Consider the following 26760-nt stretch of genomic DNA (forward strand, 5'->3'; position numbering starts at 1 on the left):
CTGAGAGTCCGAGGTGACGTGACGTGACGCAGTCCGACCGCAGGCGTAGGCGGCCGACGATGAAGGACGTGGCCGAGCACGCCCGGGTGTCTGTGAGCACGGTGAGCTATGTGCTCAACGACTCCGGCCCGGTCGCCCCGGAGCGGCGGGACCGGGTGCTCGATGCCGTGCGGATCCTCGAGTACTCGCCCAACGAGTCCGCCCGCAACCTCAAGCGGCGCGGCGCGGCGACGATCGGGATGATCGTGCCCGAGTTGACCAACCAGTTCTTCGCGATGGTCACCGAGGGCGTGCAGCGGGCCGCCTCGGCTCGGGACGTCCTGGTGGTCTTGGTGGTGCCGGACGCGTCCGAGCTGCCGGAGGAGAAGCAGGCACAGCTCCTGCGCAGCCAGCGCATCGACGGCGTGATCTACCTGTCCGGGACCGGCTCGATGCCGGCGTCGGTCTACGAGCTGGCGCGCTCCGGGCCGGTCGTGCTGGTCGACGAGCAGATCCCGGGCCTGGACCTGCCCGCGGTGGTGTGCGAGGCGCGCAAGGGGGCGCGGGAGGTCGCGGCGCTCGTGATGGAGCAGGGGCATCGCCGGGTAGCTGTGATCGGGGGGCCGCCCGGTCTGTGGACGGCCCAGCAGCGGCTGGCCGGGTACCGGGAGGCGTTCGCCGGGGCCGGGCTGGACCCCGACTCGGTGCCGGTGTTCGCCGGGGACTATCGGCACGAGTCCGGACGCGAGCTCGCGGCGAAGGCTCTGGCCGCCGAGCCACGGCCGACCGCGCTGATCTGCATGAACGATCTGATGGCGATCGGGGCGATGGAGCACTGTCGCGAGGCGGGGCTGCGGGTGCCGCAGGACGTGAGTGTCGTCGGCTTCGACGACCTCCCGGTCTCCGCGTTGCTCACGCCGCGGTTGACCACCGTCCGTCAGCCCGCGCACGACATGGGCTTCCGGGCGGCGTCGGCTCTGTTTGACCTGCTGGAGAAGGGCGAGTCCGGCGCGATCGGCGAGCTCCCCGCCGTCGTCCAGGTGCGGGAGTCCGTGTGTCCACCGGCGGTGGACGGATGACGCTCCGGGTGGTGGTGGTCGGCGCGGTGAACGTCGACCTCGTGGTGCACACCGACCGGCTGCCGGCGCCGGGGGAGACCGTTGCTCGTTCAGCTTCTAGAAACGTTTATGCCTCCCGTTGTCGAGGGGAGATGACGTGGCACTCGAGTTCTGAGCGACGACGCACCCTTCTTCTGCCCGGGCAAGGCCGTCCCCGGGGTGAGCTCCTGCAGGACACGCCGGACATTGTCGACGCTGCGAGCGGCTCGGCTCTGAGGGCGTCGAGATCACCGAGAACGTGTTCCAGAACTACGTCGTGAACCCCAGCGCCCTGGCCTTCGCGGCGCTCGCGGCGGCGCGCATCACGCGGCTGCGGATCCTGCCGGGCGTGGAGGCGGTGGCCACGTGCCACCGCCCCTGTGAGCGATTCAGTGGGACGCTGATCGTCCTGGCGCGGCCGGGTACTCGCTCTCGACGGTGGCCGCACAACTCGTGAGCAGGGTGAGGGCATCCGCGGAGGAGCTTCCCGGGCTCGACGTACACGGCCACGTCGAGCCCGGCGGAAAGCGACATCGTCGCGCCAGCGATCTCGATGTCGCCGACACGGCCTGGTGGAAGCGCTGGGACTGCCCAGGGTTCGGTTGCCGCCTGGCCTGTGAGGACGTGCTCCTCGCTGAAAGGACCGACATGGCGCCAAGCCGTCCCGAAGGAGTTCCGCCGTGACGTGATCGCAGTTGCTATTCCACCGGCTTCCAGCGCTGGTCATCCAGTGGCTCCCAACGACGAAGTGCGTCAAGTAGCGTCTCGGGCTCGACTCCGTCGAGAACGAGGCTTCGATCGGCTGGACGGATGAATCCCTCACCTACGGCGTGGTCGAGAAATTCGAGGAACTTCTGGTAGTAACTGGCTGTGTTGAGTAGGCCTGTCGGCTTGGTGTGCAGTCCGAGCTGTGACCAGGTCAGAGCCTCGGCGAACTCCTCGAGTGTGCCTAACCCACCCGGTAGCGCCACGAAGCCGTCAGAGAGTTCCACCATCTTTGCTTTACGTTCATGCATGGACTCGACGACGTGCAGCTCGGTGAGGCCTGTGTGGGCGATCTCCTCACCGACCTGGTGCTCGGGAATGACTCCGATCGCTGATCCGCCGGCGTCGAGGACGGCATCGGCGAGCACGCCCATTGTTCCAACGCTGGCGCCGCCGTACACGAGCGTGACGCGCTCTTTCGCGAGGAGGCGTCCCAGCTCTCGTGCGGCGTGGACATAACCGCTTGCCCTGCCGGTGTTCGATCCGCAGAACACACACAGGCTGTTGATCGCTACCATCTTCTCGCTCCTTCGGTGCCGCTTGCGTCCAGCAATGACTGGTGCTTGGTCATGGCCGTCCGGTGCAGGTTCGCCTTGGCCCCCATGACGGCATCGCCGGCTGCGCGCAGGGTCCCGGCGGTGTCGATGGTGATCGCGGTCCTGCCGCGCACGTCGTCGAGGCCGGCGAAGTGATCGACAAGCATCATCAGCGACGTCATGTGATCGGCGGGCCGGAAGGAGAACCCCCGCAGCTGGCCTGCAGGTCCGTCGCCAGAACCCGGTCGACTCCAGCATCCGGGGCCTAGAGTAAGTGGGGCACGGTCCCGCGAACCGGACGCACCCGCGAGGGTCCCGTCCACCGCGGCCGGCACTGTAGGAGGTCGTCAATGCCCGATGTGGCAGGTGTCCGGGTGCTCATCACCGGAGGGACGAGCGGTCTCGGCCTGGCGATGGCGCGGGGTCTCGTCAACAGCGGCGCCCGCGTGCTGGTCACGGGCCGTGACACGGACCGCGTACGCGGAGCGGTCTCCACCCTGTCCGGGTGCCCCGGTTCGATCGACGGGATCGTCATGGACGTGCGCGACGAGGCGTCGGTGCGCCGCGGCGTCGACGAGGCGGTCCAGAGGCTGCGCGGGCTGGATGTCCTGGTGAACAACGCGGGCCTGGGGATGAGACACGTCAACCCCCGCTTCCTCAGCGAACCGCAGCCCTTCTGGGAGGTCGCCGCAGACGGCTTCCGGGAGGTCGTCGACACCAACCTCACGGGGTACTTCCTCGTCGCCCGCGCCGTTGCCCCCCGCTTCGTCGAGCAGGGCCACGGCAAGATCATCAACATCTCGATGAACCACGAGACCATGCGGCGCAGGGGCTTCGTCCCGTACGGGCCGTCCCGCGCCGGGGCCGAGTCGCTGTCCGCGATCATGGCTGCGGACCTCGCCGACCACGGTGTCACCGTCAACATGCTGCTGCCCGGTGGCGCGACGGTCACCGGGATGATCCCCGACGACGTCCCCGCGGCGGTCCGTGACGCCCTGCTGGACCCGGCGATCATGGAGGAACCCGTTCGCTGGCTCTCCTCCGCGGACTCGGACGGCGTCTCCGGCGAGCGGGTGGTGGCCACCGAGTTCGACGCGTGGCTCAAGGACCACCTCCGCGCGACCAGGCGGACAGAGATCGGCTCGCGAGGCGCGGACTTCTCGTCCTGGCGGGAGTAGCCGTACCAGGGGGTGACGGCGATGACCCGGCGGGCGCCGGCGCCCACTGCCGCGTCGATCATCACCAGCAGCTCCAGCAGAGCGTCGGTGGCGTTGACGCCCGTGGCCGGGTTGCCGCACACGGGTCGGATGATGAAGACGTCCGTGTCCGGATGGAGCCGTCGAAGCGATAGACCTCGTCGGTGGAGAAGGTCTTCACGGCGACGGGCCCGGGCTCGACGCCCCGCGGGTGGGTGATCGCCGTGGCCAAGCCGGGATTGGCGCGCTCGGAGAACAACATCAGGCGCTTGTCGTGACCCAGGCGCATGCTCGTGGCGGCAGGGGGATCGACGGAGGTGCCAGCGGTCATTGCGCGTACTCGCAGGGGGTGGTCGCGCCGTCGAGAAGCTGGCGGCCCAGGGCGTAGGCGCCGCGGATGTCGTCGCCGGTGAAGCACACGGCCGCGCGTTCGCGCAGGGCCGCGCTGCAGTTCACCCCCACCGTGTGGGGGAGGTGCTCGAACAGCAGCGTGTCCGAGGTCGAGTCGCCGTAGGCCACACACTCCTGCTCGGTGAGCCCGAACTCCTCGAGCAGACCCAGGGTGATGTCGACCTTGTGCTGAAGAGTCAGCAGCCGACCCTGATGTGTGGGACCGCCGGGGACGATGTCCGAGCCGAAGGTTCGGTGGGCACCCCAGCCCTCCAACCGGCGCACGAAGAAGTGCGGGGACTGCGAGACGACCGCGACGTACTCACCTCGGTCGCGGATGTCGGCGAACACTTCGCGCACGCCGTCGATCCAAGCCGACGCGGCGAACGCAGCGTCGATCTCCTCCTCGCTGACGTCGGCCCACAGCGGAAGCATCTGCTCCCAGAAGGCGACGTCGCTGATCTCGCCGCGAACCCACGCACGTTCGATCCGGTCGGCGGCCTCGAACGTGCCGAGGTGCCTGGCCAGCTCGACCGAGGCAGCGCCCCGGAGAAGCGTTCCGTCCATGTCGAAGACGTGCAGGTGAGTGGCGGCCATCGGGTGTGAGGTCTCCTATCCGGGGTGGTGCCGTCGTGGCCCGGGGGGTACGCCACGACGGCACCTCGACCTGCGGTGGTTCGCACCGCAGAGGGCCTTGGTCAGGGCCGGGCGGTCACGGCCGTCTCGTCGGACACGGTGCGCATCTGCCCGACGTGCTCGATGTAGTAGGACTCGGGGACCTCGCGCTCGGCGTGGGCGATCAGCTCGGTGAAGTCCCATTTCTTGAGCAGCTTGCCGTTGCGGAACACCGGCTGCAGCACGTTCTCCGACTCGGGGATCGAACCCTTCGGCACAGTGGTGTACACGCCGTCCTCGTACTTGAGGGCGAGCCGGCCCTTCTTCGACGCCTTGAACGAGGCGCCGGTCGGCGACTTGGCGATGTCGCGCCACTCGCCGTTCACGCACACCGCGGACGCCTTCTGGCCGAAGTTCATCGTGTCGCGGTTCCAGTGCTGCAGCAGGCCACCGCCCATGCCGAAGACCGCGTTGTCGGCGGCCAGGCCTCGGCGCTCGAGCTCCATGTAGACCTGCGGGAGGCTGTGGAAGTTCACGCCGTCGCCCTGCACGACCCGAATGAACGGGGGCAGGACCTTGAAGCCCTTGGAGTTGACCTCGTAGCCGAAGGCGTCCATGAGCCACTCGGTGGTGTCGGCGGTGACCTGGACGATGTCGCCGGAGTCGGGGCGGATGCCCACGAGGCCGGGGAAGTTCTGGATCTGCTCCTTGAGCTCGATCCCGATGATCTTCTTGACGCAGTTCTCGTGGTCGTAGGTGTCGGTGAGCAGCAGCGCGACGCCCTCGGGGGCGTACACGTCGAGCATGTTGCGCAGGGCGTCGACCTCGTGCTCGCGGCCCCAGGCGCAGAAGCCGGCGTGCTCGGAGTTCGGTCCGGAGTTGGAGACCTTGCCGGCGTTGTAGAAGCGCTTCGCGGCGAGGATGCCCGGCACCGTGTCGGACTGGTCGAAGTTGACCAGGTGCGCCAGGCCGCCGAGGGCCGCGGACTGCTGGGAGCTGACCCCGCGGGCACCGTAGTCGTGCAGGATGTTGCGGATCAGCTGCGGGTTGTCCGAGGTCCGTGCGAGCGCCTCCCTGATCACCATCTTGGACAGCCAACTGACCGTACCGATCGTGCTCGGGTACCAGACCGCCCGCAGCAGCGCGGTCTCGAAGAAGCTGGTGGCCCAGAAGTACTTCGGGTCGGTGTTGATCACCTGGACGAGCACGTTGCGGGCCGGGAGGACCGTGCCCTCGGGGACGGCCTCGATCTCGACGGGCAGGAAGCCGTCGTGGTCGTTGAGGATGCCCAGCCAGTTCTCACGGTTGAAGTGCATCCCCTGCTCGCGGACGACGAACTCGGCTTCGTCGATGTCCTCGAGGGTGATCGGGCGCATCAGGTACTCCCGCAGGAACGCCTGAAGGCCGACGAACTGCACGACCGGCCACTCGCCACCACGCGACTCGATGTAGCTCGAGACGTACTCGGTGCCCGGGGGGTAGAGCGGGTAGTGGCAGTGCTTGTAGTTGTCGGTGTTGATGATCAGGTTGTCGAGGTAGCCCATCGGCTCGTTCACCTTCCACGAGAGTCGTTTCTACCGACCTGCCGCGTTTGCCGGAGCCGGCACGGGCGGGCATGGGGTGCGTGAAACCGAGGTTCTACGCGGACATGCACCCTTGCGCATCCGCCTGGCTGGTCACCAGAGGTCGGCCTTCCCAGCAACAAGATTTTAACGTTTCTACTGTGACCGTCAACGCACCTCGGCCCAGATTGTGCGCCGTTCGGCGCACGAGCGGGCGCGCCTGGCCGACTCCGCCGAACCAGAGGCTGCCCCCTTCGTCGGAGCTTCCCGGCCTGCTCGACGCCCTGTTCGTCCCTTCCCGCTGCCGGGGCACGGTCGAGCCCCAGAGGCACAGGCCGGGGGAAGCGGGTCGGGCTGTCGGTTCGACACGCCCTCATCGGCAATGCCATCGTTTCTAGGCAGAAGCGGGTGTGCACGTGTGACAAGTCTTGAGGAGCGGTCAGCCCGAGGTCAGGAACGCGTCGACCGCCCGCGCTGCGGGCATGCCTCCACGAGCCCCTTCACTCCGCACGGACATCGCTGCGGCGGCGTTGGCACGACGTGCGGCCTCGGGAAGGGCGTGGCCGCTGGCGAGGCCCGCCGCAAGGACGCCGTTGAAGGTGTCGCCGGCGCCGGTGGTGTCCCGGACGATCACGTGATGGGGTAACAGGTGCTCGGTCTTCCCGTCGGGGGCGATCACGAGGACTCCGTCCCCACCGAGGGTCACCACCACCTCCGACCCGGTCAGCTCGGCCATCGCTCTGCCGCAGCCAAGGATCGCGGCGAAGCTCGGCCGCGCGGCCCCTGGAGCCTGCTCTGCCTGCTCGGCATGAACGGCGTGATCGACGCCCGCGGCCTCGGCGAGAGCCAGTAGCTCGCCGGCGTTGGGTGTGATCAGGGGGCCGAGCTTGAGCAAATCGGCCAGGTTGGGAATGACCGGTGCCGGGTTCAGGATGCAGCGGACGCCGGCAGTGTGAGCCGCGCGCACCGCGGCGGCGACCGCCTCGCCAGGGATCTCCGTGCTGACCAGCACGATGCCTGCCGTGGTCAACCGCCGGCCGAGGGCGTCGTGCACGTGAGCGGCGGTGACCTCGTTGTTGGCCCCGGCACCGACCGCGATCTGGTTCTCGCCGGTGTCGTTGACCACGATCAGCGCCGCTCCGGTCGGCGCGTCGGCGATGATCTCGACATGGGTGACGTCGACGTGGTCGTCCTGCAGTTCCCGTAGCGCGGCAAGGCCCAGGTCGTCGTCGCCCACTGCCCCGACGTAGTACACCCGGCCGCCGGCCCGGGCAGCTGCCACAGCGGCGTTGGCGCCCTTACCGCCTCCGTGGCGGTGTACGCCTGGCCCGACCACGGTCTCGCCGGGCGCCGGAAGTCGTGGAGCAGCCACGACCAGATCGACGTTGACCGCGCCGATCACCACGACGTCGGTGCCGCTCACGAGTCCTCCTTCGGTGGGCAGACGCTGTCGCGGATCTGCACGATGGCGGGCAGCTGGTCGGCGCCGTGGCCGTCCTTGCCGTCGAGCAGGTCGAACAGCATCTTCGCTGCTCTGAAGCCCATGTCGTGTGCCGGCTGGCGGACGCTGGTGAGCCTAGGGGTCAGCAGGCGGGATATCGGTTGGTCGTCGAAGCCGACGATGCTCATGTCCTGTGGCACGCTCAGCCCGTTCGCCTTGAGGCACTCGATCACCCCGATCGCCATGAGATCGTTGGCGCAGATCAGGGCAGTCGGGCGCTTGTCGGCCGGCTCCGCCAGGATCCGCGCGGCCGCGGTGACTCCGGACTCCTGCCGGTAGTCGCCGGCGTAGACAGGAACCTCGTCGGGGTCGATGCCGGCCCCGGCGAACGCCTCCCGATATCCCGCGAGCCGCTGCTGGGCGGTCCACAGCGCCGGGGGCCCGCCGATCACCGCGAGCTTGCGGTGCCCTTGCGCGAGGACGTGGGCAGCGACCTCCCGCGCGCCCCGACGGGAGTTGCACACGACCGCGGGCAGGTCCCGGCCCGGGATCTGCTCGTCCACCAGGACCACCGGCCCGGAACGAGCGAGGTCGTAGATGGCCGCCGGCATGCTCCCGGTCCCGGACAGATAGATCACGCCGTCGACCCGCTGGCTGCGCAGCAACTTGGCGTAGTTCTCCTCCGGGACTTCCGTGGCGTCCGGGACGACCAGCACGACCAGGACGTCGACGGCCGAGGCCGCTCGCTGCACTCCTTCGGCCACCATGGCGAAGAACTGGTTGGTCAGGTCGGGGATCACCATGGCGACGGTCGACGCCGAACGTCGCTTGAGGCTCCTCGCCGACTCGTTGGGCGAGTAGTCGAGCAGGCGGATCGCGTCGAGCACCCGGTTGCGGCGCTCGGGGGCGACCGGCCCGCTGCCGTTCAGCACGTAGCTGACCGTGCTGATCGAAACGTTCGCGTGCTCGGCGACGTCCTTCATCGTCGGCCGACGGCGTGCCACCACGGCAGTGACCTCCTAGGTCCGGGCGCCAGCCGCCCAGGTCAGGATGGACGCCCACAGCTTCTGATAGTGGGACCATCCCACGAACTCGGGCGGAGCCCAGTGAGGCGCGAGGTCCGAGGTGAACGCGACGGCGCGGCCCTCGCCAGCTGGGCCCACCACCAGGAGCGGGTCGTCTCCGGCTCGCGCGATCGTCGTCGCATCCGGCTTCGCGGTGACCCGGTTGTAGCCGAGCAGCGGCGGCCACTCCGCGGGGGTGCCGCCCAGAACCGGGTGGGCGGGTGCGTCGAACTCCGCCTTGACGCCCTCGGACTCCTCGACCCGGTCGTCGTGGTCGAGCATCCGCACCGGCAGCACGTCAGCCAGCGGTGTCATCCCGAACCTTGCCTTGCCGTCGATCCCGGTGAAGGACATGTAGCCGCCGATCATCACCAGGCCCCCGCCTGCCCGCGTCCAGTCCCGCAGCAGCGCGAGCCGGTTTGGGCTGCGCTCGGATCTCAGGAAGGTCTCGTCGGGCAGCAGGAACGAGTTCGAACCGATGTCGGAGAGGACGACCGCGTCGAACTGCTGCAACTCCTGCGCCGACTTGGGGAACTTCGACGAGATCTCGTGGCCACGGACGTAGGTGACCTCGAGGCCTTCGCGGTCGAGCGCGGCCAGGAACTCACCGGCGCCTTCCTCGTACTCTGTGTTGTGGAACTGGTCGAAGCCCTTCATGTGGATCGTGTGCTTGATCCACGACTCGCCGGCGAACAGTACGCGCAGCGGTCCCTGCGTCTCCGCGCTCACAGGACCCGATCCCCGACATGGGCCGGCAGCGTGTGCTTGTAGCCCGCGGGAAGGTGGATGTGCTCGCCCCGCGCGGGTTCGAGGACGATCGTGCGACCAGCCGCGTCCTCGACCATGGAGTGGATCTTCCCGGAGAGCACGTAGTGCGTCTCGTCGAGGTCCTCCTGGTCCCAGTGGTAGGGCAGGTGGTCCGGCTCGCCGTAGCAGTAGCCGTGCCGGGGGTACCGGGCGTCGTCCCGCTCACGAGACTGGAAGATGTTCGTGGTGATGCCGGTGTTGAACGTCAGCCGCGGCATCTTGTCGACGTCGTCGGGCACGGTCACCCGTGGAAATCGGCGTGCGTCGGGGGCGCCGGGGTCATACTCCGTCACGATGCCTCACCCCTTCCATGTCGAAGGCCTTGGGAGACCCGCGGGAGAGCGCGCCGCCAGCTGCTCGCTGCCGACGAGAGCAGGTGGGGCCCGACGGGTACTGGATTCGTTTCTATAGTAGCCCGCCGCGCAGGCCTGTGGTCAACCCTGCAAGGTGAGACGCAGCGCCTAGAAACCATTCCAGTACGGATGGACGCTTCGCCACGAACCGAGTCCCCACCCACCTACCGACAGGCCCGCCCCGACTGCCGTAGAGGAGCCACGACTGCCGGGCGGATCCTGGAGTAGCACTCCGCGCCGGTGAGCGCCGGAGCGCGACTGGTGGGCCCGTCCGTGCGGCGAGCCCACCCGTCCGGTCCTCGAGACCGGCGCCGTACCCGAGATCGACTTGATCTCCGGCAACTCCCGCAACCCGAGTCGGTGTACTCGAGCCGTCGCCCGACTGCCTGTAGTCGCCAACGCGCCGGCGAAGTCCAGCCCCGCGCCGTGGAGGTGCACCATGCCGGTCCGCATCCGGCGGGCGATGGCGCGGGCCCGTTCCTGGTCGGTCGAGGACACGAAGCCCGACAGGCCGTGATCGTGTCGTCGGCGATCTCGACGGCCTCGTCCTCGTCGCGGTAGGTGGGTGGTCGTGATGACCGGGCCGAAGATCTCCTCCTGGGCGATCTGCATGTCGTCCGTGACATTCGCGATGATCGTCGGCCCTACGGAGTATCCGCTGTGCGGTGCCCGCTGGCGGCCCCATGTCGGGGCGGGCGCGTGAAGCCCGGATAAACCGTCAGGCGGGGTCGGCGACGCGCACGTTCACGCCGCGGCACTTGTGTTTGCCGGCGAGATATGGCCGATCACGGCCCGGCCCGATGCCGACTCGGTCGATGCGCAGCAAGGTGCCGTCGAGGATCACGAGGCCTTGCGCACCGCGACCGCGATCGCCTTGCGCGGGCTCGGGACGGGCGTGGCCAACAATTCTCGACGGCTTCGGTGATGTACCGGAACACCGTCGTCGTGCCGATGTCGAATCCGGCGGCGGGGTCAGCGTAGGTCTCGCCCTCGCGCAGATGCGCCACCACGAGCAGGGCCTGCTGCCCGGCGCTCGGTCGCCACCACCGAGTCCCAGCTCGCCGAGCAAGCTGCCCGGCAGGTTGGAAGAGCTCACGCAGGGTACGCCGCGGGACTGGTGCCCGCGGAAGGGAATGATCGGCATGGCGACCACGAGCCTGATGGAGATCCGGATCGGCGAACCGGGCAACGTACTGACCATCGAGATGGGCGGGCTGACCGTGGACGTGCCCCGCTCGGTCGGATACTTCGCCGGGCTGGCCGCGGCCGTGGGACTCGGCCTGATCGAGCCGCCACTGGCCGTGTTCATTGCGGCCGTGCCAATGTTCAAGGCGCTGACCAACAGCGCGCTGCCCAAGGTGGTGCGGACCGTCGGGGAGGTGCTCGAAGGCGCCGCCAAACCGGTGGGCAGCGACGCCGAGGGTGTGGTGGCCCTGCAGGACCAACGAGACACCGACACCACCGTGGTCCACCTCGGCGCGCACCCGCAAAGAGGACAACGCCAGGCAGACTCCGACAGTCGGTGAGCCCGTGCCGACCTGATCACGCACTGCCAGTTGCGGCGGCCAATGACGAGAGTGTGAACTGCGGCGATGAGATCGGCGGGCCGGCAGGGGCCGGAGCGGATCTTGCGCAGGATCTTCCGGTTCTTCAGCTCGGCGTCGACCCGCTCGCCGGGGCCGCGGCGGCGGGCGTGCGCGGCGGTGACGTCCTCTTGGCTGCGCGAGGCGTCGGTTGCGGCCGGTGTCGGGTTGGGGCGGCGCCCTGGTAGGCGGTGTCGGCGACCGGGGGATCGGCGTCGCCCAGCGCGTCGATGATGCCGTGCTCGCGGGGTACCCAGGTCGTGCCGCGCGTCAGGAACAGCCGAGGAACGGGATCTTGTGCCCGCTCCGAGGCCTGGGGACGTTTCGGCACGACAAAGACTCTTCTGCTGCACAGCTTCGGAAGAGGCGTATTGTAGAATCCTTTCTCTTCCTCTCGTTGAACACGGTTGTCCGCCAGGCATCCCGTAGCGAGGGTGGGCGCGGGGAGGCGCGACGACGTCAGGAGTTGATCCGGAGATTGGCGGTACCTGGTCAGGTTCCCAGCTGAACGGCTCGTCTCACCTGCAGATGCGCCGCTCTGGCAGTCCGTCACGGGCACACTGTGCCTGAGATGCAGGGCTCTTTGGTCACACGGGCTCGATCGACAGTGTTGACCACTGGCAAGCCAGCCCGTAAGCTGTGGCTGAAACGTTTCTAGTCCAGGTATGCGCGCCTCCCCGCACCAGGGGCGAAATCGGCCCGTGCACCGCCTGGTCAAGCTTGACGTCAGCCATAGGCGCCTGGCGGACCGGGCCGACGGAAGGGGATTCCGATTCAGCAGGAGTTGGTCCAGCCGTCGAATGCCGCACCTCTCGGAGAGTTGGGCGAGCAGTCGCTGCGGCACGTCGGCAAGTTCGTGGAGGCCCTGGCGAAGGTGTGCGTTCTCGTTCCCGGCCATGTCCTTGGCCTCCGCCGAGCTGGCATTGCCGTGCAACGAATGAATCGAGGAGGCGACCGTGCCAACCCCCAGTCCGCTGATCATTGACACTGACCCCGGCGTGGACGACGCCTTTGGGATCCTCCTGGCGTTGTCCAGCACCAATTGTGACGTCCGTGCCGTCACGGCCTCGTATGGCAATGTCGCCTTGGACAAAACGTTCGTCAACGCCCGGCGGATTCTCGCCCTTGCGGGGCGTACTGACGTGCCCGTGGCCGCCGGGGCAGCGCGGCCACTGGTACACGTGCAGGCTGAGGTCGCGCCGGAATGGCACGGCGCCGATGGCCTTGGCATGCACTCGAGCACCTTCGGGGAGCCCGGGCCCGCCGACCCCCGTCCCGCCCTCGACCTCATGGTGAGCGTCCTGCGGGAGTCGTCTGTCCCGGTCACGATCGCCTGCCTGGGCCCGTTGACCAACACCGCACTTCTGCTCGCTGCGCATCCCGAACTGACCCCGCGCATCAGGCGCATCGTGGCGATGGGTGGCGCTCTAGGCATGGGCAACACCCGTGGGGCGGGCGAGTTCAACGTCTACGCCGATCCAGAGGCCGCACAGCGTGTGCTCACCCAGCCCGAGGTGCCCGTGACGCTCGTGCCGCTCGACCTCACGATGAACTGCGCTGTCGACGACCAGTGGCTCGACGAGCTCAGCCAGGCCGGGCCCCGGTGCGCAGCCCTCGTCCGCACGGCGGCGCTCTATCGCGAGGCCACCCGTGAACGGTACGGACAGGACGCGATCGCCCTGCACGACATGCTGGCCATGCTGGAGGCCGTCCGTCCCGGGACGCTGTGCACCACGCCCCATCGCGTCAATGTGGCGTGCACACTCGGCCCTGGACGGGGAATGACCGTACCCGACCGCCGGCCCGACGCCTCCGGCCCGCTGGTGGACATCGCGCTCGACGTCGAGGTGAAGGTCGCGCTCGCAGACGCCCTCCGGCTCCTGAGCGCCCTCGGCTGACGCGGTTCGCAGGTTGCGGAGGCAGGTCCGCGACACCCGGAACAACAACACCGCCGCCGCGGTCCAGCCGGGGATCGGCGCGAAGGTGTCCGGGCCGAGGACGGCGACAAACATGCGACGATCACTGCGACGAGCAGCGAGGACATCCTCATCACGGAAGGATGCCCTGGTGGCGTCCCGGTGCTCCTGAAGACCATGGGATCGTTCCAGCTACTTCGCGATCGCAGTGCGGCCGCGCTGCCAATTCGGTGTGGAGATGTGCCGCCCCTCGAGCTGTCCGCCATGCCTGCCAAGTACTCGTACCAGGAAGGCAGCGCCTGCATCTGGCCGCGCATGTCAGTCGTTCACCTCCAGCCGGGCGAGCTCGACGGCCCGGCTGCGTTATGACAACCCTCGCCGGGCCGGGGCAGATCCCGGCAGCGGCGGGGGAGGGGCGTTTGTGCGCGTTCCGCCGCTGCCGCGCCCATCTCACCCACGACCGGGCGCGGGAAGCGGGCGCGCACTGCCAGGACGGCAAGACCTGGGGCCCCGACGAGCTGTCCTGGAAGGCCGCCGAGGCGGTCTACGTCGCGGTCGAGTCGCTGCAGCCCGCCGACGGCGCGGTCACCCCGGCGGTACTCGACGACATCGACGCCTGGCTGGCCGCGGCCCGCACCCCACTGCAGGAACTCCTTGGAGCGGTGACGACGGTGGCGGAGCAGGTCGGCGGCCAGACCGGGTGGCCCTGGCCGAGCGGGACGCGGCGCTCGGCGCGGCTTCCGAGGCCATCGGGGCCCGCGCGCTCGCCGCGCAGCGTGCCGCCCGGCCGAGGAGTGTCGTCCGTTCGCCGACGTTCCTGGTCAGACGCCAGATGTGGACGCTCGCGGTCTGCGAGGTGCGTAGCAGCTCGAGAACTCAGAGCACCTCGAGCGGCACGGGGCGCCGGGGCGGCGGGAACACCCCGTCGAGGGCGGCGAGGTCCTCGGCGGTGAGCCGGATGTCCAGGGCGGCGGCGTTCTCCCGCACGTGCTCGGGATTGCCCGAGCGCGGGATCGTGATGACCCCGTCGTCGCGCAGGACCCAGGCGAGGGCGATCTGCGCGGGCGTCGCCTCGTGCCGGCGGGCGATCGCGGCGAGGGTGGGCTCGTGGAGGAGGCGGCCCTGCTCCACCGGCGAGTAGGCCATCACCGGCAGGCGGTTCCGGCGCAGCCAGGGGATCAGGTCGTACTCCGGGCCGCGGCGGGTGAGGTTGTAGAGGATCTGGTCCGTGGAGACGGCGCTCCCGCCCGGCACGTTCACCAGCTCGGTCAGGTCGTCGGTGTCGAAGTTGCTCACCCCCCAGTAGCGGATCGCCCCCGCGTCGATCAGCTCGGTGAACCCGGCGAGGGTCTCGGCGAGCGGGACGCTACTTCGCCAGTGCAGCAGGTAGAGGTCGATGCGGTCCGTGCCGAGCCGGGCGAGGCTCTGCCGGCACGCCCGGATCGTTCCCGCCGCGGTGGCGTGGTTCGGCAGCACCTTGTCGACGAGGAACACCTCGTCGCGCCGGCCCGCGAGCGCTTCGCCGACCAGGATCTCCGCCGCGCCCTGCCCGTACATCTCGGCGGTGTCGACGACGGTGAGGCCCAGGTCCAGGCCGGTGCGCAGGGCTGCGATCTCCGCGGCCCGCGTCGCCGGGTTCTCCCCGAGGTACCAGGTGCCCTGGCCCAGCGCGCCGATGCGCTCACCGGACGGCAGCGCCACCATGCGGATACCCGTGCTCGCGGTCATCTCCACCTCCGGCCGGCGCCGGCGACATGGTTCTGCGCCCGCTGCCGTAGGTCACCCATCCTGGTCCAGGCCCCGGACACCCGCCTCCACCTCTCGGGGTCCACCTGGGGACGTGGCTTCGCTCCGTCGGGCCGAGGCATGCGGACCGGCGTCGTCGGACCATCGTGGCGCGGCCCGCGCTCCGTGGCCGCGGAAGGGAAGACCTCATGAGTGCCGGCACCCACGGCACGCGAACCGACGCCGACCCGCCGGTGGCGTCCCGGCGCCAGCCCCTGCTGTACCAGCACGGGTCGAGGTGTGCGGGCGGGGCGTGCAAGCGCAGTAGGCGGCTTCGGCCTCGTCCGAGGGGTTCTTGACGTGCCAGCCGCGCTGGCGTTCGGCGTGGTCGTCGATGCCCAGGACGGCGGTGGCGACGGCGCGTTGTCGGATGCGGGCGGGTCCACTGCTCGGGCGCGGGGCTGAGCTGCTCGACGAGCGGGTGGCGGTGGCCGGTGTCGATGATCGGGCCAGTGTGCGGCGAGGTGAGTAGCAGCTCGTGTGCTGTGCGGCGGCGTTCAGTGCCTGGTCTCGTACCGGGTCAGGGCCACGCCGTCGGAAAACGTCCGGGTCTCCACCAGGGTCAGGTTCACCCAGCTGTCCAGGGCCGTCAAGAACGGCGTGCGCTGCCCACCGAGACCGTTGCGGTGGCCAGCACGTGCTCGTCGATCAGCCCGGCCCGCATCGCCGCTGCGGCGAGTGTGGCGCCGCCGACCGCCCCGTGAGCACGCCAGGCTTGACCAGTGGACCTGCGCCCTCCACCTTGCTCCTTCGCTCAGTGGGAGCGGCCGACAGGCCCGATCTCGGGTCGCCGCCAGAGCTCCCATCCGGTCTGGACCACACAGACGGCCGTCAGTGTCGCGAGCGCGGCCAGCGCGGGTGCGAACATGGCGAGCGGGATGACCGCGGCCGCGGCCAGCGCAGCGAGCACCCGGTCGGTGGCCAGCTGGTGGTGGTCCCGCCAGCGGTAGCCGACATCGGCAGCGAAGAACAGCGCAACCCCGCCGGCCAGGGCCAGCGCGGGCAGCAGCGGCAGGGGCTCGTCCACCCCGGCGACCGCCTCGTGCACCCCGAGCGCGAAGAACACGACCCCGGCCACCAGCGGCAGGTGCAGATAGCTGTAGGAGTCACGCGCCAACCGCGCCCGATCCTGGCCCTCGGCGCCCCGCAACCGGCGCTCTGCACCGGCGCGAATGTAGCCGAAGTAGGACCACCACAACCCGGCCGCGATCAACACGGCAAGCACGACCCCGACGAGCACCCCGGGCCGGGCCAGGTTCTCCTCGGCCCCAGCCCCGACCTCCACGATCGCCTCGCCCAACGCGATGATGACGACCAGACCGTGCCGTTCGACGAAGTACGACGGCGCGACCCGCCAACCGTCCGTGCCGACGAGGAGCGGCCCGGAGAAGTCGATCACGACAGCTGCGATCCACAGCAGCTCCCTGGCCGGCGAGTCGAGGAACGCCGCGGCCACCACGAGCGCCGGCCCGGTGAGTAGGGTGGGGACCAGCCGCAACGCGGCGGCGCCCACGGCGGCCTCGCCGCGCACGTCGAGAACCAGCAGCACGACGTGCATCAGGCGGACGGCCACGAGCGCGAGCCCGAACACCAGCGCTCTGGCGCCGAACGCCTGCGGCAGCGCGACAGCGGCGACCAGCATCGCCGCCATCGCCAGGAAGATCAGCACCCGAGGAAGCGGACCCGCGTGGGCCGAGGTGTTGGTCAACCAGGCGTAACAGACCCACGCCCACCACACCGCGGCCAGCCCGAGCAGCCCGTGACCGAAACCCACCCAGGAGACGTCGGCCATGATCAGGACGGTGACCTGGGCCATCGCGTAGACGAAGACCAGGTCGAAGAACAGCTCCAGGGTGCCGACCGACTGGTTCTGCACCTCGTCCGGCGCCTGCTCGTCGGACGACGGTGTTGCCCGTTCCTCGCTCATCTCACCGGGATTCCCCCGCGGTGCCCGGATAGTGCTGCAACGGCGGTTCAGTACTTCGGTGGTCGTTCCCAGCGGGGGCGGTAGTGGCTGACGCGGGCTTCGTGTCGGCGCCGCCGCACCTGGTCTTCCCGCTCCACGCCCACGGAGACAGAACGTGCTGCCTGCTCGTTGATCCAGGCCCACTCGTCCTGGCATGGCCCCGCCCGAGATCACTTGTTGCGCGCGCCCGGGCCCGAACGGGCCCTACCGGAACGCCTCGACCACCGAATCGAACAATTCGAAACGGCCGGCAAGCCGCAGCATTCGATCGGGGATCGGGTTGTTCGTCACGACGACTCGCAGTTCGCTGCCCCGGCGGCGGAAGGTGTCCTGCACTTCGACCAGGCGCCGAGCCCCGCACGCAGCCATGAACTCCACGAAGCTCAGGTCGAGCACGACCCGCTCGGCCCGGTGCGACTCGACCCAGAGCTGCATCTCGAAGCAGTTCCTCAGGTCGATCTCCCCGAACAACATCAGCACCAGGGCGTCGGTGGTCGGGGCGGCCAGCTGTTTGACCCGGCAAGCAAAACGAGCCCTGCCCTCCGGGCAAGGTGCGACCCACTTCAACAGGCCGCGCCACGCCACGCAACCCCGACCGACCAGCCCAGCCGCCCACCGGCCCGAGGCACCTCCGACCGCCGACACCCCGCCCCCGTCGTCCCCGCCACTGCCTCCCCGCGTGCCGGTGTCGGATTGGACGAGCGGGGCAGCAGTGGCCCTCCTGGCGATGTCACGGCAGGTCTGCCGGACCGACCGCGGCCTTCGTGTTGGCACTGTCAGGCCGAGGTCCGAACCGGATCGAGGACGGAGCATCGGTCCATGACCATCTGGCTGGATCGGGCGGCGTGCCGAGACGTCGACCCGGAGATCTTCTTCCCCACCGGCACCGGAAAGCTCGCCGATCGTCAGCTGACCCGGGCCAAGGCGATCTGCCAGTGTTGTCCGGTCCGGCCGGAGTGCCTGCACTGGGCCCAGTTCCACGCATCGGGCGACGGGGTCTGGGGAGGGCTCGATGCGGACGAACGCGGGAGCTCCGCCGAACCCGGGTCCAGCAGGGCGGGGCGTGATCCTGCTGCCGACCCTGCGCATCGACGACGAGGTGGTCGGCAGCGGTAGCCCGGCCCGGCACGCCCAACGCCACCCTCGAGATCCGGCCTGGCAGGCGGATGCGCCGGCCGCCCGCGCCCCCGACGCTGACCTTCGCAGAGATCGAGAACCAGAGGTCGAACGAACCTGAGGAGAGACATGTCGGTCGCGGTGGGACTGCTGGTGACACTGGAGGCACTGCCGGGCAAGGAGGCCGACGTCGAGGAGTTCCTCGAGGCCGGTCGCTCGCTGGTCGAGGAGGAGCCGGCCACCGTGGCCTGGTTCGCCGTCAAGCTCGGACCGACGACGTTCGCGATCGTCGACTTCTTCCCCGACGACGCCGGCCGCACGGCCCACCTGCAGGGCAAGGTCGGACAGGCGCTCGGGGCGAGGGCCGACGAGCTGTTCGCGAAGGCACCCGACATCGCGCAGCTCGACGTCGTGGCGTCGAAGCTGCCGTGACCGGGAGACGGGCCGGCGCACGGGGATGCGGGCCAGCAGGGCGTGCCTCCGCCGGGCCGTCGCCGATCGGTCGACGCGCTTCGGTGGCGGTCAGCCCCTCGATCCGGGCGCTTCGGCGTAGGTCAGCGTTGATCACCGTCCACCACCCCGATCCGCTCCCGTGCGCGGCCGCCGCACGATCCAGGTAGGCCGTCGGCGTCATCGGCTCGAAGGACACGGAGCCCCGTACGGGGTTCATCTTGTTTCTCCAGTACATCGGGGAGCCCGGCGGCGGTGTGACCGGCGCCAAGGGTCGAGGAGGCGCCCTGCTCCTTCAGCTCGACGTCGGCGCGCACCCGATGCGGCGCACGCCCTCTGGTGGGTCGATCTCGCTCGCGCACAAGAACTCGAGGAAGCGGGCGGCGAGCGGCGAGCGACTCTCCGGATGGTGGTAGGCGATGCCCACGACGCGGGTCGCGCCAGGGGAGTCGAGAGGAACCGCGACGAGATCGTCCAGGCCGAAGCCGTGCACGTCCGTGGCCGGTAGTGCAGCTACGCCGACGCCCGCCCGCACCAGCCTCACGATCGTCGCGATACTCGACGCGTTGACCTGCTGGCTCACCGAGATCGAATGGCGCCGGAACGCGGCATCGACATCGTCACGGATACTGATGCCGGGTCGCGTCGCGACAACAGCTTCGTGCTGAAAGTCGTACCACGACAGCATCTGCCTCGTGGACCAGTGGTGTCCTTGGTGGGCGACTCCGTAGAAGCGTTCCTCGAGGAGAGGCCTGAAGCAGTAGCTGTCAGGAAGATCGACTGATGTCGTCAGACCGAGCTCGACGGTGCCGTCCTCCAGACGGTCGAGGACTTCGTCCGCGGTGCTGTCGATGATCTCGAAGGTGACATCCGGGCGATCCTGGGTGAACCCATGCACGATGCTCGGCAGCAGGACGGCAGCGAAGCACGGCAGGGTGGCCACCGAGACCGTGCCGGTCTCCGCGGCTGCGTACGACATGAACCGGCGGAGGCGGATCTCCATGTCGTCGAGGACCGCCCCCGTCGCGAGGAGGAACGCCTGCCCGGCCGCGGTGGGAACGACATTTCGGGTCGTCCGCTCGAACAGACGTACCCGTAGCAGCCGCTCCACCTCTTTGACCCGGCGGCTGAGGACCGACGGGGAGATGTGCTCGGTTGCCGCCGCCTTGGTGAAGCTGGAGGAGGCGGCGACCGCCTGCACGGCCCGGAGGTGTCGCAGCGTGAGGTCCGGGAGTGGCCCGGCCGCGGGCAAGGTGCCCAGGGGCCGGGCCGGGCCGTCGAGCCCCACCGCTAGCTCGACCGCGACCGCACGTGCTCGGCGATGACGAAGTCGTCGTTCGCGCCGTACATCTCGTCCACCAGCGAGGAGAACGATCTCACGACGACGTTCCGCCTGATCTTGCCGTTGGCGGTCCGCTCCCCGCGCGCGGTCTCGAGGGCCCGAGGCAGCACCCGGAATGCCTTGAGCTGTTGGACGCGCGCGAGGTCGGCGTTGACCTGTTCGACTTCGGTCCGCAGGCGTTCTGACAGGGCAGCCGGGTTGAGCCCGATGGCCAGCGCGCTCGGCTCCAACAGCACGGTGAGGTACTTGCGTCCGTCGCCGACGATGATCGCCTCGTTGATCAGGGAGCTCTCTTTGAGTCGGGTCTCGACGGGCTGCGGGTTGATCGTCTTTCCGCCGCTGGTGATGATCACGTCCTTCTTACGTCCGATGAGGCGGATATCGCCGTGCTCGGTGCGTTCGACAAGGTCTCCGGTTCGGAACCAGCCGTCCTGGAGCACGGCGTCGGTCTCTTCGGGGTTGTGCCAGTACTCCCGGAAGAGCAGCGGCGCCCTCAGCAGCATCTCGCCGTCCGGGGCGATCTCCACCCGGTAGCGCGAGTCGGGGAACTCGCGGCCGATGCGGCCCGGACGCGGGAAGGGCTGGTCGAACTGTCCGACGGGGCAGCCCGCGGTCTCGGTGAGTCCGTAGTTCTCCCGGAGATCGAGGCCCCAGATCTGCCAGAGAGCCATGAGGTTCTCCGGCATGGCGGCCGAGGCTGTCCAGGCGACGCGAATGCGGTCCATCCCGACGGTCGCCCGCAACGGCAGGAACATGCCGCGGAGCGCGGCGAGGTAAGCGAGCTGCAGGACGAGTGACCGGCGACCGGACCACCGTCGTTCGGCCATCCGCCGGCCGATTCCCATCGCCGCTCGGTAGGCGTGACGCCGGATGCCCCTCCAGGACTCCGCTCGAGCGATCAGTTCGCCGGCCGTCTTCTCGTAGAAGCGGGGCGGCCACAGCAGGGCCGTGGGCCGCACCGCGCGCACCACCTGCTCGTAGTCCTGCATACGGCAGTAGGTGGCCACGAGGCGGGTGAGCAGCGGGGTGAAGATGAGGAGCAGCGCCGGCGCCACGTGGGCGAGCGGGAGGAACCCGACCATGTCGTGGCGGCGGGTTTCCATGCCCGGGTAGAGCCCGATGATGGTCTGGACCGCGTGCTGCAGCGTGCGGTGGGAGTGTGCGACGCCCTTCGGGGCGCCGGTGGATCCGGAGGTGTAGAAGAGCACGGCGGGGTCGTCGAGGGTCGTGGCCTCGACCAGCTCCTCGAGCCGGTCGGCCGGCTCGCCTCCGTGGTGTGCTCCCGCTGAGCTCAGCTCGTCCCAGGTCGTGCCGGTCACCGAGTCGGGTAGCCCGGTCGGGGCGGCGTCGATCCCGACGACGAGGCGTAGCGCGGGTGTGCGTGCGGCGACCGCGGCGACCTTGTCCAGCTCGGTGGAGCTCTCCCCCACGAAGCCGACCGCTTCGCTGTGGACGAGGAGTTGCTCGATCTCGGCGCGGGAGTTGGTCGGGTAGACCCCGATCACGACGCCACCGACGCTCTGCACGGCAAGAGCGGCGTAGATCCATTCGGGGCGCGCGCTGCTCATCACGGCGACGCGATCACCGTGGCGTACCCCGTTCTCGGCGAGGCCGAGCGCAGCGTCACGGACCCGGTCCCGGTACGTCCGCCAGGTCACCGCCTGCGCGTTCCCGTCGCGCCAGTAGCGCATCGCGACGGCCTCGGGTTCGGAACGGGCACGGTCGAGCAACAGTCCGGGGAGCGTCCGGGTCGGTTCGAACTCCGTCAGTTCCGTCTCCGTCAGTTCCATCTCAAGGCCCTCTCCGTCAGCGCCGACGATCCTGCATCTCATGTCGATCATGCGGCGCCGTCTCCGAGGTGGAGGAAGCCGCCTTGATACCAGGCAACGGGCTTGCCGCTGCCCGTCCGAGCGTCGTGCACCCGTCCGATGAGGATCACATGATCCCCGCCGGGGACCGCCTGTTCCCACGAGCAGTGGATGACCGCCGCGGCCTCGGGCAGCACCGGATGGCCATGTTCGTCGGACTCGAACGTCTCGTAGGCGAACTTGTCGGCGCCTTTGGTCGCGAAGCGGACCGCGAGCTCCGCGTGCGCCGGCGTCGCGATGTTCACGACGAACTGTTCGGCTGCCATGAACACCGGAAAGCAGTCCGCCCGTCGGTCCAGGCAGACGAGGACGAGCGGCGGATCCAGGGACAGCGCCGCGAACGAGCTGGCCGTGAACCCATGGCAGGTTCCGGCAGCGCTGCGGGTGGTCACGATCGTGACGCCCGACGGAAAGCGCGCCAGCGCCGACCGGAAGATCGTCGGGTCCACCGCGTGCCGCTGGTCAGCCATTCCAACCCTCCCGGGCCGCGCGTGCGGTGGGATCCTCGAAGACCGTCCTGGCCCCCGCGGCTGTGGCGGTGAGCTGCTCCTCGTCGGACCAGCCCTCGGTCCGGTCGGCGAGCGTGCGCTTCAGCTCGGCGTACACGACGGGCGGTTTCGCGGCTGCGCCCCGAGCATGGGCGACCGCGGCGGTGAGGACCTCGTCGGGGGGGACGACGAGGTCGACGATTCCGAGGTTCTCGGCGTCGTACGCGTCGATCGGCTCCCCCCCGAGCAGAAGCCGGCGGGCGGCGCGGTCCCCCAGCAGTCGGCGGGCTCGGGGGATGCCCTTCACCGCCGGCAGCAGCCCGTGGTTGATCTCGGGGAAGACGAACCGCGCGTCGGTGGAGGCGTAGACGGCGTCCGCGAACAGCGTCATCTCGATCCCGCCGCCGACGCACCATCCGTTGACGGCGCAGACGAGGGGGCGGGGGTAGTGCTCGAATGCACCCAACAGAGCGTGGAAGGCCGTCATGCGCTCGACCATCGCCTCGACGCCGTAGCCGACGGCTTCCTTGACGTCACCGCCCGCGGTGAAGAACCGGTCGCCCGCCCCCGTCAGGACCAGGGCGGGGGCGTCGGCGCGGCGTGCGAGGTCGCCGATCGTCGTGGCGAGCCGTGCGACCAGGGCGTTGCTCAGTGCGTTCGCAGGCGGACGGTTCACGGTGAGGACGACCACGCCGTCCTTCTGTTCGGACAGCCGTACCTCGTCGAGGGCCGTGTGGTGCGGGACCGCGGTCATGCTCACCTCCGGTCAAGTCGTCGGTACGCCGACGGTGCGGGCGGACGGGAACTCCACGGGGCGCTTCTCCCGGAAGGCCTGGCGGGCCTCGGCGTAGTCGGCGCCCGCGAAGTCCAGGATCTCCAGCGCCGCGGACAGCTCGTGCTGGGGCACGGCGTTGGTGAGCCAAGCGTTCAGGGCGCGCTTGGTGAACCGAATGGCCTGCTGGGAGCCCTGCGCGAGCTGGCTGGCGACCTCCAGCGCTCGTGGCAGCACCTGCTCGCGCGGGACCGCCAGGCTCACCAGCCCGATCCGCTCAGCCTCGGCACCGGTCAGCTTCTCCGAGGTCAGCACGTAGTACTTGGTCTTCGCCATGCCCACCAGGAGGGGCCAGATGAGCGCGGCGTGGTCGCCCGCGGTGACGCCGACCTTGGTGTGGCCCTCGACCAGCACCGCGTCCTCGGCGGCGATGCTGATGTCGGCGAGCAGAGCGGTGGACAGTCCGTATCCGACCGCGGGTCCGTTGATCGCCGAGATGATCGGCTTCTCGATCCGAAGGACGGTGGAGACCCGCCTGCGCTCGGACTCGAGAATGGCGAGAGCGTCCTCCGGGGTCGGATCGGGCTGGGCCACGTCCATCCCGGTGCAGAAAGCCTTGCCGGCACCGGTCACCACGACCACCCGGGTCTCGTCGTCGCGCTCGACGTCGGCCCAGATCCGGCTCATCTCCTCGAACATCGGCAGCAGGAGCGAGTTGTACCGCTCGGGGCGGTTGATCGTGATCAGCAGCACGCCGTCGGCGGGCCGCTCGGTCAGGACGTGCCCGGATCCGTGGTTGTAGAGATCGCTCATCGCACAGCCTCCGAAAGGTTCGCGTGGTTCTGGGTGGAGCCCGGCGTGGCCGCGAACGCGCGCAGCGCCGCCTCGTGGGCGGGGCGCGCAGCGCGGATGTCGGCCAGCACGTCGTCGGCCGGGCGCACCACGTTGCGCGGGTGTTTGAAGCGCGGGATGACGTACTTGCCGAACAGCTCGATCGACCTCAGCAGCTGCTCGTGCGGGAGGCTGTCCACCCGCAGGACAAGCGCGTCGACGCCCATGTCCGCGTAACGCTGGACGTGCTCGATGCAGTGGTCCGGGTCGCCGACGACGAAGCCCTGCGACTCCTCGAACATGTACTCCTCGTTGTCGAAGTCGACGTCCTTCACCGCGCCCATGTAGGCGTAGTCCTTCGACAGGGTGGAGAGCCGCTCGTAGGCGCCGGTCGACAGTTTGGCCATGTCGAACAGCGGTTGCGCTTGCTTGCGGGCCAGCGCGGTCGTCTCCGCGCAGTGCATGCCGCCGGAGATCGTGACCATCTTCCGCGGGGTGATCGGGTACGCGTGATCCGTGGCGGCCAGCGTCTCGTCGTAAAGCTTGAGCATGTTCTCGACCAGGTCGAACCCGAGGTACAGACCACCCATGATGGCGCCGATGCCCATCGCCGCCGCGGTCTCGACCGAGCTCGGGCTCCCGGCCGCGGCCGAGATGGGCGGGTAGGGCATCTGCAGCGGCTTCGGAACGAGACTGCGCGGCGGGACCTTGTAGTGCTCGCCCACGAAGGAGAACGGGTCATCGAGGAACGCGCGACGGATCAGCTCGACCCCCTCGCGCCACTGGGACTTGTTCTCGGTCGGGTCGACCTCGAAGGCGCGCAGGGCGAGGGTCGTGTTGCCGCGGCCGGTACCGAGCTCGACGCGGCCGTTGGACAGGATGTCCTCGGTGGCAGTGCGTTCTGCGACGCGCAACGCGTGGTTCATCCGGGTCGGCAGCAGCGTGACCAGGTGGATGAAGCGGATCCGGTCCGTGAGCGCCATCAGGTACGGGTAGAGCACCTCCGGCGACGAGACCGTCGCGGTGCCGATGGCAACGTGTTGTTCCGAGCTGCCGAAGGCGTCGAAGCCGACCTTCTCCGCGAGCAGCACCTCGTCGACCAGCTCGCGATAACGGTGTTCGTGGGTGAGCCCCACGGGCGTGTCGCCCTCGGTCATGAGGATGAAGTCCATGCCAGCCCTTCCGTGGAATGTTATTGGCGGCTAACGTAGGACGACGAGAACGCCGGGTCAAGGGCCGGAGCGGAGGCAAAAATGTTAGCGGCGCGTAACTTCAGGGCGGGCGAGAGAGTGGGCGACGACGTGAGCGAGCTACGGATCGAGCACCTGACCTCGCCCGAGATCGCCGATGCCCTCGAGGTCGGTATGCGGACGGCCGTCCTTCCCCTCGGCGCCACCGAACAGCACGGCGCACATCTGCCGCTCTCGGTCGACAGCGATCACGCTGACCGCCTGGCCGTCCTCGTTGCCCAGCGGCTCGGCGACGCCCTGGTGCTGCCGACGGTGCGGGTCGGATGCTCGTCGCACCATCTCGGCTTCCCGGGAACGCTCTCGCTGCGAGCGGAGACGCTCGAGGCGATCTGCACCGACTACTGCGCCAGCGTCGCCGGGCGTGGATTCCGCCGCGTCCTGATCTTCTCGGCGCACATCGGTAACTACCCGCTGCTGGCTGGCATCGAGGCGAGGCTCGCGCCGCAGTTGCCCCCCGGTCTCGACGTCGTCGCCTTCGCAGACAAGGCGGCGGTCATCGATGCGTGGCGCAACGCCGCCGAGCGCGTCGCCGGGCTCGGCGACCACGTCGGCGGCCACGCCGATGTCGCGGAGACCTCGATCATGCTGGCCATCCGGCCGGGCAGCGTCCGGCGCGACCGGGCCGCCACCGGCTTCACCGGGGCGATGGACGACGAGATGCTCCAGCGGGTCTTCACCAGCGGCGTCGAGGCGATCTCGGCAAACGGGGTGCTCGGCGACCCGCACGGAATGTCACCCGAGCTGGGTCTCGCTTGCCTCGACGCCGTCGCCGACCTGCTGGCCGCGCACGGGAGGGCTCGTTATGGCCCACTCACTTAAGCTTCCCCGCATGATGAGCCCGCCTCCCCCCCGCGCTGCGTCTCCTCGCGCCTCCCGCCGGGAGACCTTGATCAGGGTGGCGGGTGAGTTGTTCCACGAGCTCGCCTTCGACGCAGTCACCACGGAGATGATCGGCGCGCGGGCCGGGGTGACCGGCCCGGCACTCTACCGGCACTTCCCGAGCAAGCAGGCCTTGCTGATCGCTGTACTCGAGGATCCGCTCAACGAGTTGCTGGCCCACGCGCGCGAGATCGCAGCCAACGTGACGGATCCGCGCAAGGCGCTCGAGGAGATGATCGACTACCACGTCACGCGCAGCCTCCAGAGCATTCCGTCCTCGCTGGTCTTCTTGAAGAACGAACACAACGTCCCCGAGGACGAGCGCCACCGCATGCGGCGCATGATGCGCCTCTACGCCGAGGAGTGGAGCGGCCTGGTCACCCGCCTCCGGCCCGATTTGTCCGATGCTCAGACCCGCATCCTGACCCACGCCGTCTTCTCCATGATCAACTCTGTTCCGCAGTTCAACAGCGGCCTCGATCCCGAGAGTGTCGGGACGACGATCCGCACCGCCGCGATCAACGCGTTGCTCATCCCGGCTGACGGCACCTGACACAAGGAACGTCCGCGCACTCGGCGGCGAGGGCGTGAGCCGGCCGGCCTTCACCATCTGAGAGGTGCAACGTGACAGTCTCGGGCAGAGCCGGGAACCGAACGACGCCCGCTCGAGACATCTTCCCTCTGCGCGCCCGCGACGGCGGCGTTCTCG

General features: G+C 69.3%; 28 protein-coding genes and 2 pseudogenes. 8 read left to right on the forward strand and 22 right to left on the reverse strand.

The window, feature by feature from the left end; all coding sequences use genetic code 11:
* The first annotated feature begins 23 nt into the window (after positions 1-23).
* Complete coding sequence (locus tag LWC35_RS29380) at positions 24-1058, forward strand: LacI family DNA-binding transcriptional regulator (RefSeq protein ID WP_232873530.1); 1035 nt, start codon at positions 24-26, stop codon at positions 1056-1058.
* A 716-nt stretch (positions 1059-1774) separates the two neighbouring features.
* On the opposite strand, the gene LWC35_RS29385 is transcribed toward LWC35_RS29380, so the two are convergent.
* Both LWC35_RS29385 and LWC35_RS29390 read right to left on the reverse strand, forming a co-directional pair.
* Positions 1775-2359, reverse strand: coding sequence for an LOG family protein (locus LWC35_RS29385; RefSeq protein ID WP_232873531.1), 585 nt, complete (start codon positions 2357-2359; stop codon positions 1775-1777).
* Positions 2353-2559 (reverse strand): hypothetical protein, encoded by a 207-nt coding sequence (locus LWC35_RS29390; protein WP_232873532.1) that lies wholly within the window; start codon positions 2557-2559, stop codon positions 2353-2355. Before LWC35_RS29390 ends, LWC35_RS29385 begins: the two co-directional genes overlap by 7 nt.
* A gap of 168 nt (positions 2560-2727) precedes the next feature.
* Here LWC35_RS29390 and LWC35_RS29395 point away from each other — a divergent pair, with 168 nt between their 5' ends.
* Positions 2728-3555 (forward strand): SDR family NAD(P)-dependent oxidoreductase, encoded by an 828-nt coding sequence (locus LWC35_RS29395; RefSeq protein ID WP_232873533.1) that lies wholly within the window; start codon positions 2728-2730, stop codon positions 3553-3555.
* Here the strand turns inward: LWC35_RS29395 and LWC35_RS29400 are convergent.
* The 10 genes and pseudogenes from LWC35_RS29400 to LWC35_RS29440 all read right to left on the reverse strand — a co-directional run.
* A pseudogene (locus tag LWC35_RS29400) lies at positions 3552-3677 on the reverse strand (ribose-phosphate pyrophosphokinase-like domain-containing protein); the annotation flags it as partial. The gene LWC35_RS29395 and the pseudogene LWC35_RS29400 sit on opposite strands and share 4 nt — an antisense overlap.
* A 223-nt stretch (positions 3678-3900) precedes the next feature.
* Positions 3901-4560: an HAD family hydrolase gene (locus LWC35_RS29405; protein ID WP_232873534.1), complete on the reverse strand. Its 660-nt coding sequence runs from the start codon at positions 4558-4560 to the stop codon at positions 3901-3903.
* 101 nt (positions 4561-4661) lie between these two features.
* Entirely contained in the window at positions 4662-6134 is a 1473-nt protein-coding gene (locus tag LWC35_RS29410) for a nicotinate phosphoribosyltransferase (RefSeq protein WP_232873535.1), read from the reverse strand.
* A gap of 445 nt (positions 6135-6579) precedes the next feature.
* Positions 6580-7563 (reverse strand): PfkB family carbohydrate kinase, encoded by a 984-nt coding sequence (locus LWC35_RS29415; protein WP_232873536.1) that lies wholly within the window; start codon positions 7561-7563, stop codon positions 6580-6582.
* Complete coding sequence (locus LWC35_RS29420; RefSeq protein ID WP_232873537.1) at positions 7560-8588, reverse strand: LacI family DNA-binding transcriptional regulator; 1029 nt, start codon at positions 8586-8588, stop codon at positions 7560-7562. The genes LWC35_RS29415 and LWC35_RS29420 overlap by 4 nt, the downstream gene beginning before the upstream one ends.
* Before the next feature lie 12 nt (positions 8589-8600).
* On the reverse strand, positions 8601-9374 hold the full coding sequence (locus LWC35_RS29425; protein ID WP_232873538.1) for a glutamine amidotransferase: 774 nt from the start codon (positions 9372-9374) through the stop codon (positions 8601-8603).
* Complete coding sequence (locus LWC35_RS29430) at positions 9371-9697, reverse strand: hypothetical protein (RefSeq protein WP_232873539.1); 327 nt, start codon at positions 9695-9697, stop codon at positions 9371-9373. The genes LWC35_RS29425 and LWC35_RS29430 overlap by 4 nt, the downstream gene beginning before the upstream one ends.
* 216 nt (positions 9698-9913) lie before the next feature.
* Positions 9914-10441: an aldehyde dehydrogenase family protein gene (locus tag LWC35_RS41080; protein WP_372463125.1), complete on the reverse strand. Its 528-nt coding sequence runs from the start codon at positions 10439-10441 to the stop codon at positions 9914-9916.
* Between the two features lie 82 nt (positions 10442-10523).
* On the reverse strand, positions 10524-10649 hold the full coding sequence (locus LWC35_RS39690; protein WP_269805040.1) for a hypothetical protein: 126 nt from the start codon (positions 10647-10649) through the stop codon (positions 10524-10526).
* A complete protein-coding gene (locus LWC35_RS29440) occupies positions 10591-10815 on the reverse strand; it encodes a helix-turn-helix domain-containing protein (protein ID WP_308194696.1) in 225 nt (74 codons plus the stop codon). The genes LWC35_RS39690 and LWC35_RS29440 overlap by 59 nt, the downstream gene beginning before the upstream one ends.
* A 132-nt stretch (positions 10816-10947) precedes the next feature.
* Between LWC35_RS29440 and LWC35_RS29445 the strand changes: the two genes are divergently transcribed.
* Together LWC35_RS29445 and LWC35_RS29455 are read left to right on the forward strand one after the other, a co-directional pair.
* A complete protein-coding gene (locus tag LWC35_RS29445; protein WP_232873540.1) occupies positions 10948-11331 on the forward strand; it encodes a hypothetical protein in 384 nt (127 codons plus the stop codon).
* Between the two features lie 1013 nt (positions 11332-12344).
* Positions 12345-13286, forward strand: a complete 942-nt coding sequence (locus tag LWC35_RS29455) for a nucleoside hydrolase (protein ID WP_232873541.1) — start codon at positions 12345-12347, stop codon at positions 13284-13286.
* Positions 13287-14180: 894 nt separating this feature from the next.
* On the opposite strand, the gene LWC35_RS29460 is transcribed toward LWC35_RS29455, so the two are convergent.
* The 4 genes and pseudogenes from LWC35_RS29460 to LWC35_RS40550 form a co-directional block, all read right to left on the reverse strand.
* Entirely contained in the window at positions 14181-15032 is an 852-nt protein-coding gene (locus LWC35_RS29460; protein WP_232873542.1) for an aldo/keto reductase, read from the reverse strand.
* Positions 15033-15586: 554 nt separating this feature from the next.
* Positions 15587-15783 (reverse strand): annotated as a pseudogene (locus tag LWC35_RS29465) (dihydrofolate reductase family protein); the annotation flags it as partial.
* A gap of 60 nt (positions 15784-15843) precedes the next feature.
* On the reverse strand, positions 15844-17016 hold the full coding sequence (locus tag LWC35_RS29470; protein ID WP_232873543.1) for a low temperature requirement protein A: 1173 nt from the start codon (positions 17014-17016) through the stop codon (positions 15844-15846).
* Between the two features lie 243 nt (positions 17017-17259).
* A complete protein-coding gene (locus tag LWC35_RS40550; protein WP_232873544.1) occupies positions 17260-17640 on the reverse strand; it encodes an STAS domain-containing protein in 381 nt (126 codons plus the stop codon).
* Positions 17641-17874: 234 nt separating this feature from the next.
* Here LWC35_RS40550 and LWC35_RS29480 point away from each other — a divergent pair, with 234 nt between their 5' ends.
* Both LWC35_RS29480 and LWC35_RS29485 read left to right on the forward strand, forming a co-directional pair.
* Positions 17875-18171, forward strand: a complete 297-nt coding sequence (locus LWC35_RS29480) for a WhiB family transcriptional regulator (RefSeq protein WP_232873545.1) — start codon at positions 17875-17877, stop codon at positions 18169-18171.
* Between the two features lie 129 nt (positions 18172-18300).
* Complete coding sequence (locus LWC35_RS29485) at positions 18301-18603, forward strand: putative quinol monooxygenase (protein WP_232873546.1); 303 nt, start codon at positions 18301-18303, stop codon at positions 18601-18603.
* 313 nt (positions 18604-18916) lie between these two features.
* Here the strand turns inward: LWC35_RS29485 and LWC35_RS29490 are convergent, their stop codons facing one another.
* Genes LWC35_RS29490 through LWC35_RS29515 form a run of 6 tightly spaced genes read right to left on the reverse strand, consistent with a single transcriptional unit; the run spans position 18917 to position 25094 of the window.
* Positions 18917-19909 carry a LysR family transcriptional regulator gene (locus LWC35_RS29490; RefSeq protein WP_308194697.1) on the reverse strand — a complete coding sequence of 331 codons (993 nt, stop codon included), beginning with the start codon at positions 19907-19909 and terminating at the stop codon, positions 18917-18919.
* 2 nt (positions 19910-19911) lie between these two features.
* On the reverse strand, positions 19912-21753 hold the full coding sequence (locus tag LWC35_RS29495; RefSeq protein ID WP_232873548.1) for an AMP-dependent synthetase/ligase: 1842 nt from the start codon (positions 21751-21753) through the stop codon (positions 19912-19914).
* 47 nt (positions 21754-21800) lie between these two features.
* Positions 21801-22301, reverse strand: coding sequence for a flavin reductase family protein (locus LWC35_RS29500; RefSeq protein ID WP_232873549.1), 501 nt, complete (start codon positions 22299-22301; stop codon positions 21801-21803).
* The gene (locus tag LWC35_RS29505) at positions 22294-23073 is read right to left on the reverse strand and encodes an enoyl-CoA hydratase/isomerase family protein (protein WP_232873550.1); all 780 of its coding nucleotides are present in this window, start codon (positions 23071-23073) and stop codon (positions 22294-22296) included. Before LWC35_RS29505 ends, LWC35_RS29500 begins: the two co-directional genes overlap by 8 nt.
* Positions 23074-23085: 12 nt before the next feature.
* Positions 23086-23904, reverse strand: a complete 819-nt coding sequence (locus tag LWC35_RS29510; RefSeq protein WP_232873551.1) for an enoyl-CoA hydratase/isomerase family protein — start codon at positions 23902-23904, stop codon at positions 23086-23088.
* Positions 23901-25094: an LLM class flavin-dependent oxidoreductase gene (locus LWC35_RS29515; RefSeq protein WP_232873552.1), complete on the reverse strand. Its 1194-nt coding sequence runs from the start codon at positions 25092-25094 to the stop codon at positions 23901-23903. The genes LWC35_RS29510 and LWC35_RS29515 overlap by 4 nt, the downstream gene beginning before the upstream one ends.
* A 117-nt stretch (positions 25095-25211) precedes the next feature.
* On the opposite strand from LWC35_RS29515, the gene LWC35_RS29520 reads away from it, so the two are divergent.
* The gene (locus LWC35_RS29520) at positions 25212-25991 is read left to right on the forward strand and encodes a creatininase family protein (RefSeq protein ID WP_232873553.1); all 780 of its coding nucleotides are present in this window, start codon (positions 25212-25214) and stop codon (positions 25989-25991) included.
* Positions 25992-26067: 76 nt separating this feature from the next.
* Complete coding sequence (locus tag LWC35_RS29525) at positions 26068-26604, forward strand: TetR/AcrR family transcriptional regulator (RefSeq protein ID WP_232873554.1); 537 nt, start codon at positions 26068-26070, stop codon at positions 26602-26604.
* Positions 26605-26760: the final 156 nt, after the last annotated feature.

This window comes from Pseudonocardia kujensis, assembly GCF_021283305.1.
GTDB classification, from domain to species: Bacteria; Actinomycetota; Actinomycetes; order Mycobacteriales; family Pseudonocardiaceae; genus Pseudonocardia; species Pseudonocardia kujensis.

What these genes read in the sequence shown, in the direction of transcription:
- LWC35_RS29385 (WP_232873531.1), bottom strand. Translation starts at nt 2,359, where the DNA reads ATGGTAGCGATCAACAGCCTGTGTGTGTTCTGCGGATCGAACACCGGC.
- LWC35_RS29515 (WP_232873552.1), bottom strand. Translation starts at nt 25,094, where the DNA reads ATGGACTTCATCCTCATGACCGAGGGCGACACGCCCGTGGGGCTCACC.
- LWC35_RS29470 (WP_232873543.1), bottom strand. Translation starts at nt 17,016, where the DNA reads ATGAGCGAGGAACGGGCAACACCGTCGTCCGACGAGCAGGCGCCGGAC.
- LWC35_RS29405 (WP_232873534.1), bottom strand. Translation starts at nt 4,560, where the DNA reads ATGGCCGCCACTCACCTGCACGTCTTCGACATGGACGGAACGCTTCTC.
- LWC35_RS29505 (WP_232873550.1), bottom strand. Translation starts at nt 23,073, where the DNA reads ATGACCGCGGTCCCGCACCACACGGCCCTCGACGAGGTACGGCTGTCC.
- LWC35_RS29495 (WP_232873548.1), bottom strand. Translation starts at nt 21,753, where the DNA reads ATGGAACTGACGGAGACGGAACTGACGGAGTTCGAACCGACCCGGACG.
- LWC35_RS29445 (WP_232873540.1), top strand. Translation starts at nt 10,948, where the DNA reads ATGGCGACCACGAGCCTGATGGAGATCCGGATCGGCGAACCGGGCAAC.
- LWC35_RS29500 (WP_232873549.1), bottom strand. Translation starts at nt 22,301, where the DNA reads ATGGCTGACCAGCGGCACGCGGTGGACCCGACGATCTTCCGGTCGGCG.
- LWC35_RS29390 (WP_232873532.1), bottom strand. Translation starts at nt 2,559, where the DNA reads ATGACGTCGCTGATGATGCTTGTCGATCACTTCGCCGGCCTCGACGAC.
- LWC35_RS29480 (WP_232873545.1), top strand. Translation starts at nt 17,875, where the DNA reads ATGACCATCTGGCTGGATCGGGCGGCGTGCCGAGACGTCGACCCGGAG.
- LWC35_RS29395 (WP_232873533.1), top strand. Translation starts at nt 2,728, where the DNA reads ATGCCCGATGTGGCAGGTGTCCGGGTGCTCATCACCGGAGGGACGAGC.
- LWC35_RS29485 (WP_232873546.1), top strand. Translation starts at nt 18,301, where the DNA reads ATGTCGGTCGCGGTGGGACTGCTGGTGACACTGGAGGCACTGCCGGGC.
- LWC35_RS29460 (WP_232873542.1), bottom strand. Translation starts at nt 15,032, where the DNA reads ATGACCGCGAGCACGGGTATCCGCATGGTGGCGCTGCCGTCCGGTGAG.
- LWC35_RS29510 (WP_232873551.1), bottom strand. Translation starts at nt 23,904, where the DNA reads ATGAGCGATCTCTACAACCACGGATCCGGGCACGTCCTGACCGAGCGG.